The 14,662-nt window shown below is 53.3% G+C and carries 17 protein-coding genes; 6 read left to right on the top strand and 11 right to left on the bottom strand.

All coding sequences use genetic code 11. From position 1 onward, the window contains the following. Positions 1–43: 43 nt before the first annotated feature. From B4C79_RS02250 to B4C79_RS02235, 4 genes are read left to right on the top strand one after another with little or no spacing between them, the layout of a single operon-like run. Positions 44–910: a phosphate/phosphite/phosphonate ABC transporter substrate-binding protein gene (locus B4C79_RS02250; RefSeq protein WP_171099928.1), complete on the top strand. Its 867-nt coding sequence runs from the start codon at positions 44–46 to the stop codon at positions 908–910. Between the two features lie 18 nt (positions 911–928). Beyond that, positions 929–1,810 carry a phosphonate ABC transporter, permease protein PhnE gene (gene phnE, locus B4C79_RS02245; protein WP_171099926.1) on the top strand — a complete coding sequence of 294 codons (882 nt, stop codon included), beginning with the start codon at positions 929–931 and terminating at the stop codon, positions 1,808–1,810. After that, entirely contained in the window at positions 1,807–2,544 is a 738-nt protein-coding gene (locus tag B4C79_RS02240) for a phosphonate ABC transporter ATP-binding protein (RefSeq protein WP_171099924.1), read from the top strand. Before phnE (B4C79_RS02245) ends, B4C79_RS02240 begins: the two co-directional genes overlap by 4 nt. Before the next feature lie 3 nt (positions 2,545–2,547). Beyond that, positions 2,548–3,459 carry a hypothetical protein gene (locus tag B4C79_RS02235; RefSeq protein WP_171099922.1) on the top strand — a complete coding sequence of 304 codons (912 nt, stop codon included), beginning with the start codon at positions 2,548–2,550 and terminating at the stop codon, positions 3,457–3,459. Between the two features lie 13 nt (positions 3,460–3,472). Here B4C79_RS02235 and B4C79_RS02230 read toward each other — a convergent pair whose 3' ends face one another. Genes B4C79_RS02230 through B4C79_RS02210 form a run of 5 tightly spaced genes read right to left on the bottom strand, consistent with a single transcriptional unit; the run spans position 3,473 to position 8,882 of the window. Beyond that, positions 3,473–5,065 carry a gamma-glutamyltransferase family protein gene (locus B4C79_RS02230; RefSeq protein ID WP_291740252.1) on the bottom strand — a complete coding sequence of 531 codons (1,593 nt, stop codon included), beginning with the start codon at positions 5,063–5,065 and terminating at the stop codon, positions 3,473–3,475. A gap of 22 nt (positions 5,066–5,087) precedes the next feature. Then, entirely contained in the window at positions 5,088–5,924 is an 837-nt protein-coding gene (locus tag B4C79_RS02225) for a sulfite exporter TauE/SafE family protein (protein WP_291751636.1), read from the bottom strand. A gap of 22 nt (positions 5,925–5,946) precedes the next feature. Further along, a complete protein-coding gene (locus B4C79_RS02220; protein ID WP_171099916.1) occupies positions 5,947–7,272 on the bottom strand; it encodes a TRAP transporter large permease in 1,326 nt (441 codons plus the stop codon). Beyond that, a complete protein-coding gene (locus B4C79_RS02215; protein ID WP_171099914.1) occupies positions 7,269–7,775 on the bottom strand; it encodes a TRAP transporter small permease subunit in 507 nt (168 codons plus the stop codon). Before B4C79_RS02215 ends, B4C79_RS02220 begins: the two co-directional genes overlap by 4 nt. A gap of 15 nt (positions 7,776–7,790) precedes the next feature. Further along, on the bottom strand, positions 7,791–8,882 hold the full coding sequence (locus tag B4C79_RS02210; RefSeq protein WP_171099912.1) for a TRAP transporter substrate-binding protein: 1,092 nt from the start codon (positions 8,880–8,882) through the stop codon (positions 7,791–7,793). On the opposite strand from B4C79_RS02210, the gene B4C79_RS02205 reads away from it, so the two are divergent. Continuing rightward, a complete protein-coding gene (locus tag B4C79_RS02205; protein ID WP_171099911.1) occupies positions 8,881–9,060 on the top strand; it encodes a hypothetical protein in 180 nt (59 codons plus the stop codon). The genes B4C79_RS02210 and B4C79_RS02205 overlap by 2 nt on opposite strands. A gap of 186 nt (positions 9,061–9,246) precedes the next feature. On the opposite strand, the gene B4C79_RS02200 is transcribed toward B4C79_RS02205, so the two are convergent. From B4C79_RS02200 to B4C79_RS02175, 6 genes are read right to left on the bottom strand one after another with little or no spacing between them, the layout of a single operon-like run. Continuing rightward, positions 9,247–9,693: an Lrp/AsnC family transcriptional regulator gene (locus tag B4C79_RS02200; protein ID WP_171099909.1), complete on the bottom strand. Its 447-nt coding sequence runs from the start codon at positions 9,691–9,693 to the stop codon at positions 9,247–9,249. A gap of 50 nt (positions 9,694–9,743) precedes the next feature. Then, a complete protein-coding gene (locus tag B4C79_RS02195) occupies positions 9,744–10,400 on the bottom strand; it encodes an HAD family hydrolase (protein ID WP_171099907.1) in 657 nt (218 codons plus the stop codon). Between the two features lie 14 nt (positions 10,401–10,414). Beyond that, entirely contained in the window at positions 10,415–11,197 is a 783-nt protein-coding gene (locus B4C79_RS02190; RefSeq protein ID WP_291739332.1) for a metallophosphoesterase, read from the bottom strand. Continuing rightward, positions 11,175–11,960, bottom strand: coding sequence for a phosphonate ABC transporter ATP-binding protein (gene phnC, locus B4C79_RS02185; RefSeq protein ID WP_291739333.1), 786 nt, complete (start codon positions 11,958–11,960; stop codon positions 11,175–11,177). The genes B4C79_RS02190 and phnC overlap by 23 nt, the downstream gene beginning before the upstream one ends. Beyond that, the gene (gene phnE / locus B4C79_RS02180) at positions 11,957–12,784 is read right to left on the bottom strand and encodes a phosphonate ABC transporter, permease protein PhnE (protein ID WP_291739334.1); all 828 of its coding nucleotides are present in this window, start codon (positions 12,782–12,784) and stop codon (positions 11,957–11,959) included. The genes phnC and phnE (B4C79_RS02180) overlap by 4 nt, the downstream gene beginning before the upstream one ends. A 3-nt stretch (positions 12,785–12,787) precedes the next feature. Further along, on the bottom strand, positions 12,788–13,672 hold the full coding sequence (locus tag B4C79_RS02175; RefSeq protein WP_171099900.1) for a phosphate/phosphite/phosphonate ABC transporter substrate-binding protein: 885 nt from the start codon (positions 13,670–13,672) through the stop codon (positions 12,788–12,790). Positions 13,673–13,771: 99 nt separating this feature from the next. Here B4C79_RS02175 and B4C79_RS02170 point away from each other — a divergent pair, with 99 nt between their 5' ends. Then, positions 13,772–14,656: a LysR substrate-binding domain-containing protein gene (locus tag B4C79_RS02170; RefSeq protein WP_291739335.1), complete on the top strand. Its 885-nt coding sequence runs from the start codon at positions 13,772–13,774 to the stop codon at positions 14,654–14,656. The last annotated feature ends 6 nt before the right edge of the window (positions 14,657–14,662 follow it).

The raw sequence follows: 14,662 nt of genomic DNA, 5'->3' as shown, positions 1-14,662 counted from the left end.
TTTGTTTTATTTCAACTATCCAATTTCATTACGGAACCTGACCATGCGTTTGTTGACCAAAGCCCTGATCGGCGCTTTCAGCTTTGCCCTTGTTTCCACGCCTGTTGTTGCCCAAGAGGTGATTCAATTCGGTGTGGGCTTGTACCAGCCCGACAAAGACAAAAACGACGCCACCTACACCCCTTTGGCACAGTACCTTGAAAAAAAACTGGGCAAGCCTGTAAAGCTGCGCACGGTGAGCAGCTGGGAAGGTTTGGCAAAATCGCTGGCCAATGGTGAAACCGACATTGCATTGATGGGCCCATGGGGCTATGTGCTGGCCAACAACGAAGCAAAGGCACAAGCTGTTGCCACCATTGAGTACGAAGGCAAACCAGAATATTTCGGAATCATGGTAACCAACCCGAAAAGCGGCATCAAAAGCATGGCCGATTTGAAAGGCAAAACCTTTGCGTTTGGCGACAAGGGTTCAACATCGGGTTATCTCATTCCCTTCCATTATTTTCAGAAGCAGGGCATTAACCCCGACACCTATTTTTCCAAGGTAATCAACACCAGCCACCAGGCCATTCAAACCCAGGTCACCCAGGGCGCAATTGATGCAGGTGCAGATTACAACCGCAACCGCGACGCCATGATCGCTGATGGTTTGATCAAGGCTGAAGATTCAAAAATTATCTGGACGTCCGACCCCTTGCCCAATGATGCATTTGCAGTTAGTGCCAAGCTGTTTGAAGACAAGGCTTTTGTGGCCAAGTTACAAGAGGCTTTGTTGGGCATTGGTGCTGAACTGAAAAACCAGCCCAATTTGCTGCCGCCACGCTACACCGGTTTTGCGAAAAAAGACAACAGCTACTACAAACCCATTCGTGATGCAGGCCTGGCCACTGGCCGCTTGCAGCCCAAATAAGGGGGTTGTTTAACCACCATGAATTGGATGCAGTTCAAGTTGCGCCTCAAAGGCCGGCTCGGGTTTTTCGGGCTGGTCTTTTTGTATGCGCTCATTGTGTTTGGCTGCGTGTACAGCCTGGCCACGGCTGGCGATTTGTCCATGGGCCGCAACCCTGTGGCCAACTTCATCAAAACCGCCACGGAATTTGCACGGCCCAGTTTTCTCGATGTGTGGTTTGGCGATCCAGCTTACGAGTACAAAAGCGACGATGGCACGGTGCTGCGCACCGAGAACCGGCAAGAAGTTGAACACCAGTGGTTGGTGCAATTGGGGTTTGCCACCTGGACTACGTTTAAAATCGCAACCCTGGGTTCCCTGCTGGGTGCCATTCTGGCTTTGCCTTTCGGTGTGCTCAGCGCAAAAAACATCAAGGCCCCGCGAGTGCTCACCGCGTTCTCGCGTTTGGTGCTGGACACCTCACGTTCCATTCATACCTTGGTGTTTGGTTTGGTGTTGGTGGGCATTGTGGGTCTTGGCCCCACGGCGGGTATTCTGGCGATTGCATTTCACAGTCTGGGTACCTACGGCAAGCTGTTTGCAGAGTCGATAGAAACACTGGACATGGCCTCGATTGAGGCTGTGAAAGGGGTGGGTGCAAGCCCTTCGCAAACCTTCTTCTGGTCAGTGTGGCCCAATGTGTTGCCACAGTGGGTGAGCAGCCATTTGTACCTGTGGGAATACAATATTCGCGATTCAACCATTCTCGGCATCATTGGTGCGGGGGGGTTGGGCCTGCTGATTTCAGAGGCGGTTGCCTTGTTTCAATGGGGTCGCTTGTCGAGTATTTTGATTGTGGTGGTGTTGATGGTGACTGCATTTGATGCCATCAGTCGCAGAATTCGGACGGCCCTCCTATGAGCACCAACATCATCGACATTCAAAATCTGGAAATGGTGATCGCGGGGCGACGCATTTTGAAAGTGGACTCGCTTCACATTGCCCGTGGCGAGAAGGTGGCCATTCTGGGTAGAAACGGCGCGGGCAAATCAACCCTGTTGCGGTGTTTGAACGGGTTTGTAAAACCCACGGCCGGGCACATTGTGGTCAACCGCCACACCGTGTTTCCGCTTCGTCGCGAGCGCGATTTGCGCTTGGTACGTGCACAAGTGGGCCAAGTGTTGCAAGGCCTGCATTTGGTTGCGCGCTTAAGTGCCATGGAAAATGTTTTGGTGGGTGGTTTGGCACGCATGCCGCGCTTGCGCAGTTGGGCGCGAATTTTCACGAATGAGGAAACCCAGCGTGCGCAAGCTGCATTAAAAGCAGTGGGCATGGCCCATCTGGCAGAAAAACGCGCGGACAAGCTTTCTGGTGGTGAACGCCAGAAGGTGGCCATTGCCCGCATGTTGATGCAAGAACCCGAGCTGGTGTTGGCCGATGAACCCACAGCGGCGCTTGACCCTACAGCGGCAGATGAAGTGTGTGAACTCTTGGTGAAGGCCACAGAGAATTCCACGCTGATTACCGTGGTTCACAATGTGAGCCTGGTCCCCCTTCTTAGCCAACGGGTCATTGGCCTGAAAGCCGGTGAGGTAGTTCTTGATTGCGCCAGCCACGAATTGACGCAAGCGCAACTTGATCATTTGTATGAGTGAATCATGACTGAGATGGCAGGGCGCAGTTGCCCGATTCGATACCAGTACGGTGCGGCCAAAATTGCACAGGTTCCCGCTACTCAATGCGATGTGTTGTATGTGGTGGGTGGTTTGTATGGCAATGCTTTTGCACTGAATGCAGTTGAACAACTGGCCTCGAAAGAATCGGGTAACGTTCGCATTTGCTTCAATGGCGACTTCAACTGGTTCAACAAATCGCTTGAAGACTTTGTTCACATTAACCAGCGTGTGTTGAATCACGATTGCATTTTGGGCAATGTGGAAGCTGAACTTGGCGAGCCTTTGGATGTGGCTGATTGCGGCTGTGCCTATCCCGAGAATGTGGATCAAGGTGTGGTGGACCGGTCGAACTTCATTCATACCGAGTTGAAGCGGTGCGCGCAACAACAGCCAGAATTGTTGGACATGTTGTTACAGAAACCTTTCTTTGCACGTTACAGCGTGGGTGAATTGAACGTGGCTGTGGTGCATGGCGATGGCGATTCATTGGCAGGCTGGCGTTTTGATCCTGCTCATTTGAAGCAAACGGACGAAGCGCCATGGCGTGCCGCTTTGTTTGAAAAAGCACAGGTGAATGTATTTGCCAGCAGCCACACTTGCAGTGCCGCGTTTCATCATGAGCCACTGCCCAATGGGCAAACAGGATTGATCAGCAACAACGGTGCGGCAGGAATGCCCAGCGCGCAGATGGACGGGCTCTTCACTCGAATTTCAATGACGTCTTTGAACAACCCCGCTTTGGTATTTCAATCCACACAATTCAATGGTGTGTGGATTGAACAGGTTCGCGTTCAATTTGATCAAGCTGCCTGGCAACAGCACTTTCTCGGCCAGTGGCCTGAAGGCACTGCTGCACATACCTCTTACTTCACACGAATCAGCGAAGGCGTTTGAACGGGGTTCTCAACTAGGCACATGCCACTGATCCATCTGAACGTGGGTCAGCAGCCCCTTCCATCATGCCGTTGGGGTGGCGTACCACCGCGCCGGCATGTCCCATGGTGTCACTGAATGCTTCTGGCAACACCTCCAGTACATGGCCTGCGTCGCGCAGTTGGGCAACCAGTTGTGCATCAAATCGGCTTTCCAGTTTCAAGGTGGTGCTTTGCTCACCCCAAGTACGGCCCAATAGCCAGCGCGGTGCTGTTACCGCAGTTTGCAAAGGCTGATTGAACAAGGCATACCGGCTGAACACAGCGGCCTGTGTTTGTGGTTGGCCTTCACCGCCCATGGTGCCGTACACCATGCTGCGGCCGTCTTTGAAACGCGCCATGGCCGGGTTCAGGGTGTGGAAGGGTTTGCGGCCCGGCTCAAGCCGGTGCAGCGCGTCTTCTTTCAAGGAAAAACTGATTCCCCGGTTTTGCCACATCACCCCGGTTGAAGGGCATACCACCCCTGAGCCGAATTCCCAGAACACGCTTTGAATAAAGCTGGCAGTGCGGCCTTCGCTGTCAATGCAACCCATCCAGATGGTGTCGCCTTGCCAGGGGTCTTGGGGCCAGGGCAGTGCGCGTTGAATATTGATTTTCTTCGCACGCTCAGCCAGCGCTTCGCGGGTCAAAAAATCGCTGGGGTTCACGGTCATGTATGCGGGGTCTGTGCAATACCGGTCGCGCACCAGAAAGGCCTGCTTGGTGCTTTCCACCATGCCATGCAGGTAATCAAACCCATCGGCTTGTTGCACGCCGAGCGTGTCGAACATGCCCAGAATCATCAGTGAGGCCATGCCCTGCGTGGGCGGTGTCATGTTGTAAATTGTGCTGTTGTTCAGCTCGGTTTGCAGCGGCGTAACAAACTGCGCATGGTGATTGTTCAAATCGGCAAGGCCGATGGGGCTGCCCACGCGGGTCAAATCCTCGGCCATGGCTTGTGCCAGTTCACCGCGATAAAAATCGTCCAGCCCCACCTGGCCCATTCGCGCCAACGTGTCACCCAAGGTGCTTTGCTTGAGCACACTGCCTTCAACTGGCACTTGGCCATCCATCAACAAATGTTTGGCAAAGCCGGGAGCGGTTGAAAGCTCATCAAACTTCACGCGGGTTAAACGTTCCTGGCTACTGCTAACCGCCACACCATTGCGTGCATATACCACCGCATCGCTCAACAAGCGGTTCAATGGCAACTTGCCACCCCATTGCTTGGCAACTTCTTGTGCTTTGATCCAGCCACCCACGGTGCCCGCTGCGGTGAGTGCAGCCAATGGACCGCGGTTTGGAATGGCATCGAACCCTTGCTCTGTGTAAAAAGCGCGGGTGGCTTTTGCGGCAGCTTTGCCGCAGGCATCGATACCTACCGGTGCCTTGCCGGGTTCGCTGAGCAGCCAGAAACCGTCGCCACCAATCGAGTTCATGTGTGGGTATACCACTGCAATGGCAGCGGCGGCGGCAATCATGGCTTCAGCGGCGTTGCCACCTTCTTTCAATACATCCCGGCCAGCCTGTGCGGCCAAATGGTGGGGCGCAACGAACACGCCACCCAGTGCGCGTTTGGTGTGAATCATTTTCTTTACTCCCTTCTATTGCTTAGTTCAATACGCCGTAAAACATACGAACGGCGGTAATGAACAGGAAAAATGCGAACGCCAGTTTCAGTCGTGCTGCGGTGGTGGCGTTGGCCATGCGTGCGCCCACGGGGGCCATCCACATGGTCATGGGCACAATCAGTGCAAAGCCAATCAAATTAATGTAACCAATGGTCAATGGTGGCGTATTTTCAACGTTCCAGCCATTGAGTAAAAACCCGATTGCGCCAGGAATGCTGATGACCATGCCAATGGCCGCAGCCGTGCCCACAGCCCTGTGCATGGGCACGTTGAATGCATTCAGAATCGGCACACTCAGGGTGCCGCCACCAATGCCCATCAAGGTAGAAAAGCCGCCAATGAATGTGCCCATCATTTGTTTAAAGGGGCTGCGTGGCAAACTTTCAGCCACGGGTTTGGCTTTGCTTCGAAATGCCATATTGGCTGCCACCAGCAAAGCGACGCTTGCAAATACAATCGACAACACATCGCCCGACACATAACCACTTGCAAAACTGCCAATGACCACACCAATGAACAAAGGCAACACCAGGCTTTTGAACAAGGGTTCATCCAGATTGCCCTTGGCCTTGTGGCTTTTTGCCGAGATGAATGAAGTGGGAATGATGGTGGCCAGCGAGGTGCCCACAGCCACATGCATTTTCACATTTTCATCCACACCCAGCAGTGTGAACAGGTGGTATAACACCGGCACAATCACAATGCCGCCCCCCACACCCAGCAAGCCTGCCAGCAGCCCTGCGATTGCACCTGTGATGGCGAGCGCCACCACCAGCCCTGCCAGCCAAGGCAGGGAGTATCCACTCAATAATTCCATGAAAGCTCCTTGCTTAGCGTGCCTACCAGCCTATGGCTTTGGGTAGCCAGGTTGCAACCGATGGGAACACGAAGATGACTGCCACTGCCAATGCCTGCAACATCACGAAAGGCAATACACCCACATAAATATCCCGTGTGGTAATGCCCGGCGGCGTAACACCTTTCAGGAAGAACAGTGCCCAACCAAAGGGTGGTGTCAGGAACGACATCTGCAAGTTCATCGCGATCAGGATTGCCAGCCAAACCATGTCGGTGCCGTAACCGATGAACACCGGCAAAAACATGGGCAAGGCAATGTAGGAAATTTCAATCCACTCCAGGAAGAACCCGAGAATAAACAGCAGGCCCATCAGGAATAACAAAGCGCCAACTTCACCGCCGGGAATCATGTCGAACAATCCGTGCACCATGTCTTCTCCGCCCAAGCCGCGGAAGGCCAGCGCGAAGGGCTGTGCGCACAGCAAGATGAAATACACCATGGCTGAAATGGTCAAGGTGCCGTGCATGGTGTCTTTCAGCAACTGCATATTCATGCGGCCAAAGCCAACAGCGATTAGCAATGCACCCAAGGCGCCCATGGATGCGGCCTCTGTTGGGGCTGCGATACCCGCTACGATGGAACCCAACACGGCGAGCACCAGCAACACAGGCGGACCGACATCACGCAACAGTTTTTTCCGCAGTTCTGCCCGGTTGATTTTCTGGCGTTCTTCCAGTGGCACGGCGGGCACCAGCTTGGGCATGAACATGCCCAACAGAATGAGGTAGGCGCAGTAAATACCAGCCAATACCAAACCGGGAATGAGCGCGGCCGCAAACAAGGTGCCAACCGATTCACCCATGATGTCAGAGAGCAGAATGAGTACCAGGCTGGGCGGAATAATTTGCCCCAAAGTGCCTGATGCGCAAATGGTGCCGCAGGCCACACTGGGCGCATAGCCGCGCTTCATCAAGGTGGGCAAGGTGAGCAAACCCACTGTAACCACGGTTGCGCCCACAATGCCAGTGGAGGCGCCCATCAACACACCCACCAACACAATGGCCAAACCCATGCCGCCTTTCAGGCCACCCATGGCGGTGCCGATGGTGTCGAGCATGTCTTCAGCCACCCGGCTTTTTTCCAGCATTACCCCCATGAATGTGAACAGCGGAATGGCCAAGAGAGTGTAGTTACTGACCACACCAAACAGGCGCGCTGGCATCAGGTTAAACAGCATGGGCCCGAAACCAATGTAGCCCGCCACGAAACCTGAAACAGCCAACGCAATGGCCACGGGGATGCCGATGATCATCAGCCCCAAAAAGCCGGCAATCATGCCCAGCACAATCCATTCATTGCCCATCATGAGGCCACCTTCGCGTCTTTAATTTGAATCACAGCCTGCAACAGGTTGGCAATCGCTTGCACCATGAGCAAAGCAAAGCCCAGTGGCAGAAATATTTTCAGCAGGTATCGATACGGCAAGCCACCGGGGTCGGGTGAGCCTTCCAAGATGTCGTATGCCTGCATGACATATGGAATTGATAAATACACAATGACCAATGCAACCAGAAAGGTGAGCACTGCGCTGGCCAAGTCGATCCAGCCCTTGCCCAATGGGCCAAAGCGGTCATACACAAAATCAACCCGTACATCGGCCTTGTGCTTCATGGCGTAGGCCAAACCGAACAGGGCGATGGGAGAGATCAAATGCCACTCCAGTTCTTGCAAGGCAACTGGGCCGATCGAGAACAGGTAACGAAGAATCACGTTGGCAGCTACGAGAACAACGAGGGCAAGCACGCACAAGCGTGCAAGCCCCCCAATGAACTCGACAAATGCCTCGAGTTTGGGGATGGCTTGCTTCATCACAACAACCGCTTATTAAAGATTAAGGAAGGTTTTTTCGCTCAGTGCTGCCCAGGATTCATGCTTCTTCTTGAAGGCCATGAATGAGGTATGCACTTTCTTGGCCAGGGGGTCGGAAGCAGCCACGCTTTCCAGTGTGTCCATGGTGGCTTCTTTCAGTTTGTCTACGATTGGCTTGGGCAGTGCCTGTGCTTTCACACCCTGGTTTTTCACGAGATCCTCGAGCGCCTCGGCATTCACCGATTCCGACCAGGCCAGGCTTTCCATCACGCTGGCTTGCGCCGCCATTTGCACCATCATCTGCAAATCTTTGGGCAACTTGTCCCATGCTTTTTTGTTGATCAGCAGTTCAGTCACATTGGTGGGTTCGTGCCAGCCAGTGGTGTAGTAAAACTTGGCTGCCTTGTGCAGGCCAAGGCGGCGGTCCTGGAAGGGACCGACAAATTCAGCTGCATCAATGACGCCACGTTCAAGTGCCGGGAAAATTTCGCCACCGGGCAGTAAGCGAACGTTCACGCCCAGTTGGCTGTACACCTTGCCAGCCAGGCCAGGAATGCGCATTTTCAATCCATTGAGGTCTGCCACCGTTTCGACAGGTTTGCGAAACCAGCCTGTCATTTGCACGCCGGTGTTGCCCATGGGCATGGCGGTCAGGCCGAAAGGCGCATACACCTCTTGCCACAATTTCATGCCGTCGCCGTGGTACAGCCAGGCCATCATGCCCTGCGTATTCATACCAAAGGGTACTGTGGTGAAGTACTGGGCAGCCGGTACTTTGCCCGACCAGAAGTAAGCATTTGCGGCATTCATTTCAACGGTGCCCGCTGACACCGCGTCGAAACCTTCCAGCGCAGGGATCAGTTCTCCGGCTGCGAAGTGTTGAATTTTCAGGCGACCACTCGACATGGTTTCCACCTTCTTGCAAAAGTCGGTGGGGCTGCCAGGACCGGCCACATAAAAGGGCGAGCCAGGTGGGTAGGCGTTGGTCATTTTCATGGTGACCTTGCCATTTTGTGCATTTGCAATACCGGGTACAGCCAAGGCTGCACCACCTGCGGCTGCGGTGGCAGCACCTGAAATAAACTTGCGACGATCAATTGAGGTCATGGAACACACTCCTGCTGCTTGGAAAACAAAGGGTTCGCCGATCGCACAAATGGCGATTGGTCATAACCCTTCTTTAGCGAAAGGTGTGCCAGCTTTGAAATATTTTAAGTGTTTGAAATATATGGTTTTATTGCAAATAAGGGTTTACCCTTGGTCTGTTTTTTCAACACCAGAATGAGGCATTGCCTCAGTGCACTTCAATGCCATTTGTATACCTTTTGTTTACTTTTGTTGCCAAATCGAATGCGATTGATACATTGAAAAAATCAATCGGATTCAGATGGATTTGAAAAAGGGCACTTTGATGTCGAATGTATTCACGCACCCAAAATGTGGCACTGCACCACAACAGGGAGCCTGGTTTTTATAAACGCGCGCCACCCCGGCGGTGTTTTACACGCTTCAACAGGTTCTTGCATTCCACTGAAATAATGTCGGGCTGTCCAAACAGGTATTTTTGTGCAAAGGCCAAAAAGCTCTCCTGTGTGTCGGTCAAGGTGTGGATGTGAAGGCTTTGCAAATCCGACATGATGTAAAGACTCGCTACTTCCGGTTGTGCGGCCAACTCGGTCGCAACCGCTTCAATCACGTGGCTTTTCACCTTCAAATCAACAAAGGTGCTGGTGACCTTACCCAGTTTTTCAGGGTTTACGACTGCTGTGAATTGTTCCACTGTGCCTTCTTCCAGCAATGCTTGCACCCTTGCGCGGGCGTGGGCTCGCGAACAACCCAGCTGTCGGGCAATGTCAGCAAAAGACAAGCGTGAATCTTTGATCAGCAGGCTGAGCAGGGCAGCATCAAGTTCGTTCATGGCAAATTCCGGTGTGGGTTTGCCACGAACGATGCAAAAGCTGTACCCGCTCAGGTTTGGGCGGGATGTGAAAGCAAACTGGAGTAACAGTCAAACTCAATAGCCTTCCATTCAGTTTTGCATGACCCGCCATAGCCCTGCGTGTAGTAAAGCAAGGGAACTTGGGCATTCAACGCAGTGTGGGCATCAACCACACTGTCTCCCACGAAAGCGCTTGCACTGGGCTCAGCCCCCAGTTGCTCCAGTAATTTGAGTAACGGCAGTGGGTGGGGTTTTGAATATGGATAGGTGTCAGCCCCAACTACTGCGTCAAAGTATTGAATCAAATCCAGATGTGTCAGTAATCGTCTGGCCTGTTGTTCCAGCTTGTTGGTGCACACCCCCATGGAAACTCCAGCCCGTTTCAGCATCTCCAGAAAATCCACCACGCCAGAAAACGGCAATGAAGACTCGCAAAGCTGATCGGTGTAAAGCTGTTCATATCGCTTCGACAATTCAGGATGCAGTGTCATGTCAGCGGTCAGCGCCTTGAGCGCGGCACTCGCAGTCGCACCAAGTCCGCCGTGCAGTGAATCGAGAAGGACGGTGGCTTCGACGCCGGGCAAACCGCACTCAGCCAATGCCTTGTTCAGGCTTCCCATCAGGTCGGGCAAGGTGTCGACCAAGGTGCCGTCAAGGTCGAAGACAATTGCCTTTCGGCTGTTCATAAAATGCTCATTCATCATAAAGAAAATGTTTGGGCTTGATTGCCGTAGTCTTGGTGGTGGATTAAGCATTGCCCGGGTGTCACGAACGCGACTACGTATTGAGTGGGTTCATCCGCACCGTACACCAGCAAAGGGTCTGCTTGATTCAAACTGACCTGGTGATTGGGGCTTTTGCAGCAAGACACCGAGAAACCCTGCCATTGACCCGCCATGGCGCGGTGAAGGTGTCCGGTAAATATATGCAATAAGCGCCCTCGGTGGGCTTGCAAGGCGTTCAGCAGGGTTAGGGGATTGCTCAGCTTGCATCGGTCCATGCCTGCAATTCCTGCGTCGAACGGTGGGTGGTGCATGTACAGCAAGGCTGGTACGTGGGGATGAGCCCTGAGTGTACGTTCCAACCACTGGATCCGTTTTTCACACAACTCGCCTTCATCGTGATTGATTTTGTGGGTGTCCAGCAAAACATGTAGCAGGCCATTGCTGGTGAAGCTGCGATGAGCAAATTCATCTTCATAGTCCGCTTTGTCAAATATCTTCTTGAAGGTCTCACGATTGTCGTGATTGCCGATCAGTAATTCGGCAGGCCAATCCAGTCGTTGAAGTCTCCTTTTGAGTGCTTGATAAGAAGACTCATCGCCAAACTGCGTCAGATCCCCAGTGATCACCATCAGGTTTAAGTCGCTGTGGTGTTGTTCGATGTGTTGTAGCGCCAGGTCCAGTTGCCAAAGTGGGTCTTTGCCATACAGGGCTTTTCCTGGGGGCATGATGTGCAGGTCAGACAGTTGAATGATTTTCATCGGCAGGTATTCCGGAATGGGCTTTTGCGTAGAGGCACTGCTCTGTTTGTGCGCAGAAATCCTTGCTTGATCCATCAAACACCAGCTCGCCTGCCCGCATACCGATGATGCGGTCTGCGTATTTTTTTGCCAAGTTCACTTGGTGCAAACTGCACAACACGGCAATGTTGTGTTCTTTCGCAATTCGCTTCAGGTCCTCGAGAACCAGTCTTGCTGACTCGGGGTCGAGGCTTGCCACAGGCTCATCTGCCAACAACACTTTGCTGTGTTGGGTTAGCACACGGGCAATCGCAACACGTTGTTGCTGTCCACCCGACAGGGCGTCCGACCGGATGTAGGCTTTGTCGAGCAAACCAACTTGATCCAGGCTGCTCAGCGCAAGCTGTTTGTCCCGGTGGGAAAACCTGTTCAGTGCAACTCGCCACCAAGGTGTATGGCTTAGCCGGGCCATCAAGACATTGTCCAAAGCCGACAATCGCCCGATCAAATTGTGCTGCTGGAAGATAAGGCCGATGGACTGGCGTAGGGCGCGTAATTGCTTTCTGGAGGCCAGGTCAATTCGCTCGCCCAGCACCCAGGTTTCTCCGTTGTCGGCGCGTTCCAAACCAGTCAGGCACCTGAAAAGTGTGGTTTTTCCAGCACCGCTTGGGCCAAGGAGCGTGACAAATTCACCTGCCTTGACTTCAAACGACACCCCCTTTAATGCCTGCGCGGCCCCAAAACTCTTGCGAACGTCAATCAATTGAAAACCGTTTTTGCTCACACCAATCTCCTTCGCAACATCGCACTCAAGTGATCGATGATGGTGACCATGATGAGCACGGCCACAGTCAGTGTGAACAATCTCTGGAAATCCAGCAGATCAATCGCTGCCTTGATCTCAATCCCGATGCCCCCCGCGCCCACAATTCCAAGCACCGTGGAGGTTCGCACATTCGCCTCCCACACATACAGCGACACCGAACTCAAATTGGGCAATACGGCTGGGAAGACAGCATGGAACATGATCTTGCCTGAACCTGCACCGGTCATGTTCGCCGCCTCAAGAGGCTGTTTGGGCAGGGTTTCAATGGCTTCACTGTTCAGCTTTGCAATCACGCCCAGCGAATGAATGATCATGCCCAACACGCCCGCAAATGGACCCAGGCCGACGGCAGCCACGAACAGAATGGCAAACACCACTGTGTCGATGCCTCGACAGGCATTGCACAGCCAGCGCACTGGCCACGCAAATTTACCCATGGGGCTGATGTTGTTCGAAATCAGCACTGAAAGGGGCGCTGCAAGCAATGCGGCGACCAGTGTTCCCACGGTGGCAATGGCCACTGTTTCAAATGCACGGTAGGCAATTACATCCAGCTCTTGCCCATACGGTGGCCAGGCGGTGGCCATCCAGCCCAGCATGCGCGGTATCCCATCCACCAAGGCGGCTGGGCGGACTTCGGACACCACCACACACACACCAACGAACACCGCAATTGCAAACAACGTGAAGATCTTTAACCAGAGTGCTCTGGAAGCCCAGTCAAGACCGGGCTCCAGATAAACACCCGTGGCCAACCGAACCGGGGGTACTTTGCTGCTCATTCCTCAGGCCTTCAGCACGCCCAGATCGGTGCCCATGGTTTCAAGTTTTGCATAGGGCGCATGGTCGGTGCTGATGAAGCCGCTGTAGGGCCAGGGCAGCATTTTCTGCGCAACGTCGGCGGGCAGTCCAGCCAGCGCAGCTTGTAGCCGTTTGGCCATCTCAGGGTCAAATCCGCTGCGAATGACTACTGGTTCATTGGGCAAAGGTTGAGATTCCCACACCACCCGGTTAGAGGTTTCCGTGATCTGACCATTCCTGATCATGGTGTTCCTGTGCGTGTCCCAGCCGGTCGCCAAATCCACCTGGCCATTCACCGTTGCCATTTGAGCCGCTGCCGCAGATGCGCCTTCAGCATACTTTCCGAAGTAATTTTTTGGATCAATGCCTTTGCTTTTCAGAAAGTGGGTGGGCACCAGCCAACCCGATGTAGAACCCACATCCAGCATTTGCATGGACAAGCCCTTTGCATCTTCCGGAAAGCGCGTAATTTTAAGATCGGGTCGGGCAACCACGATGGCCTTGTAGTAATCGCGACCCTGGATGGTCAACATGCCAATCGCCTGTGCTTCGCCTTTCTTTTTGGCCAATACATAGCCCCAAGGACCCATTTGGGCTACATCAATTTGTTGGGTGGCCAAAGCAACGGAAATACCGGCCCAGTCATTCGCAACGCGCAATTCAAGGTCGGCACCAATCTGGTCGCAAATCATTTTGTAAACCGGCTCCCAAACCCTTTTGGTGTCAGCCTGTGTAGGTTGTTGAGGGCCAAGACCCACCCGGATCACTGGACGTTTGTTGGCCCTGACGATGGCTGGCGCGCTCAATGCGGCGGCACCCAGTACCAGTCCGGGGATAGTTTTGGTTACAAAGTCTCTGCGGTTGCTCACGATTGCCTCCTGGCTGTTGAATGCACCCTTGCACTGTAGGCGGCTTGCATGACAGGCGAATTAATGAATTCGCAACAAAATCGGCGCAACCTATAGATCATGTCTATGGTTGAAAATCTGCTTCCGGAATTAAAGGCCTTTGATGCCACAGCCCGTTTTGGGGGCATGTCGGCGGCCGCGCGCGCTTTGGGTTTGCGCCAACCCACCATTTCAGCGCACATTGCCCGATTGGAAAAACACTATGGCGTGGAGTTGTTTCATCGGCGGGGACGACAGGTTCAGTTGACCGACTTTGGGCGAAACCTGCGCGAAATCACGAACCGGATATTCAGGGCTGAAGAAGATGCACGCTCCTTGTTGTTGGCAGCGCAAAGCCAGTTTCAGGGACGACTTTCCTTGTGTGCTGTAGGGCCATACAACGTGGTCCCCATGATTTCACGCTTTCGGGAGAACAACCCGTATGTCGAGGTGTCTGTGAGCATGGGCGATTCCAGCGATGTGGTAGAGCGCATTCTGGATTTCAGAGGTGACCTCGGGGTTCTGGTTCATCGGGTGGATGACTCACGAATACATTGCGTCCCTTTTCGAAAGCAGCCCCTCTTGGTGTTTGCCAATTGTGCTCATCCTCTCGCACAACGAACGTCAGTCAAGTTACGCGATCTGGCCTTTTGTAATTTTGTGGTTCGGGAATCAGGCTCCACAACCCAGAAAGTTTTCAATTCATTTTTGCAAAGCGAAGGTATAAAAATTAAAAGCAGCGTTGAAATTGGAAGCCGTGAGGCTGTTCGTGAAGCGGTTGCCGCAGGTCTTGGTCTCGGTGTTGTTTCAGAAACAGCCTATGTGGAAGACCCACGGTTGGTTCGTTTGAAAATTCAGGAGCCGTTGCCAAGTACCTACTCACATGTCATCTGTTTACAAGAACGCAGTTCAGTACCTTTGGTGGCGCGGTTTCTACAGGTTGTGGATCAAATGCGCTGCTCGTGAACTCCT

The organism is Limnobacter sp. UBA7229, assembly GCF_002473065.1.
GTDB lineage: Bacteria > Pseudomonadota > Gammaproteobacteria > Burkholderiales > Burkholderiaceae_B > Limnobacter > Limnobacter profundi.
This window is presented reverse-complemented; position numbering and strand designations above follow the sequence as displayed.

Coding starts and splice junctions, on each gene's coding strand:
- B4C79_RS02250 (WP_171099928.1), top strand. CDS start 44: ATGCGTTTGTTGACCAAAGCCCTGATCGGCGCTTTCAGCTTTGCCCTT.
- B4C79_RS02230 (WP_291740252.1), bottom strand. CDS start 5,065: ATGATTCACACCAAACGCGCACTGGGTGGCGTGTTCGTTGCGCCCCAC.
- phnE (WP_291739334.1), bottom strand. CDS start 12,784: ATGAGCAGCAAAGTACCCCCGGTTCGGTTGGCCACGGGTGTTTATCTG.
- B4C79_RS02170 (WP_291739335.1), top strand. CDS start 13,772: ATGTCTATGGTTGAAAATCTGCTTCCGGAATTAAAGGCCTTTGATGCC.
- B4C79_RS02200 (WP_171099909.1), bottom strand. CDS start 9,693: ATGAACGAACTTGATGCTGCCCTGCTCAGCCTGCTGATCAAAGATTCA.
- B4C79_RS02220 (WP_171099916.1), bottom strand. CDS start 7,272: ATGATGGGCAATGAATGGATTGTGCTGGGCATGATTGCCGGCTTTTTG.
- B4C79_RS02235 (WP_171099922.1), top strand. CDS start 2,548: ATGACTGAGATGGCAGGGCGCAGTTGCCCGATTCGATACCAGTACGGT.
- B4C79_RS02205 (WP_171099911.1), top strand. CDS start 8,881: ATGGAACACACTCCTGCTGCTTGGAAAACAAAGGGTTCGCCGATCGCA.
- B4C79_RS02210 (WP_171099912.1), bottom strand. CDS start 8,882: ATGACCTCAATTGATCGTCGCAAGTTTATTTCAGGTGCTGCCACCGCA.
- B4C79_RS02225 (WP_291751636.1), bottom strand. CDS start 5,924: ATGGAATTATTGAGTGGATACTCCCTGCCTTGGCTGGCAGGGCTGGTG.
- B4C79_RS02195 (WP_171099907.1), bottom strand. CDS start 10,400: ATGAACAGCCGAAAGGCAATTGTCTTCGACCTTGACGGCACCTTGGTC.
- B4C79_RS02240 (WP_171099924.1), top strand. CDS start 1,807: ATGAGCACCAACATCATCGACATTCAAAATCTGGAAATGGTGATCGCG.
- B4C79_RS02190 (WP_291739332.1), bottom strand. CDS start 11,197: ATGAAAATCATTCAACTGTCTGACCTGCACATCATGCCCCCAGGAAAA.
- phnE (WP_171099926.1), top strand. CDS start 929: ATGAATTGGATGCAGTTCAAGTTGCGCCTCAAAGGCCGGCTCGGGTTT.
- B4C79_RS02215 (WP_171099914.1), bottom strand. CDS start 7,775: ATGAAGCAAGCCATCCCCAAACTCGAGGCATTTGTCGAGTTCATTGGG.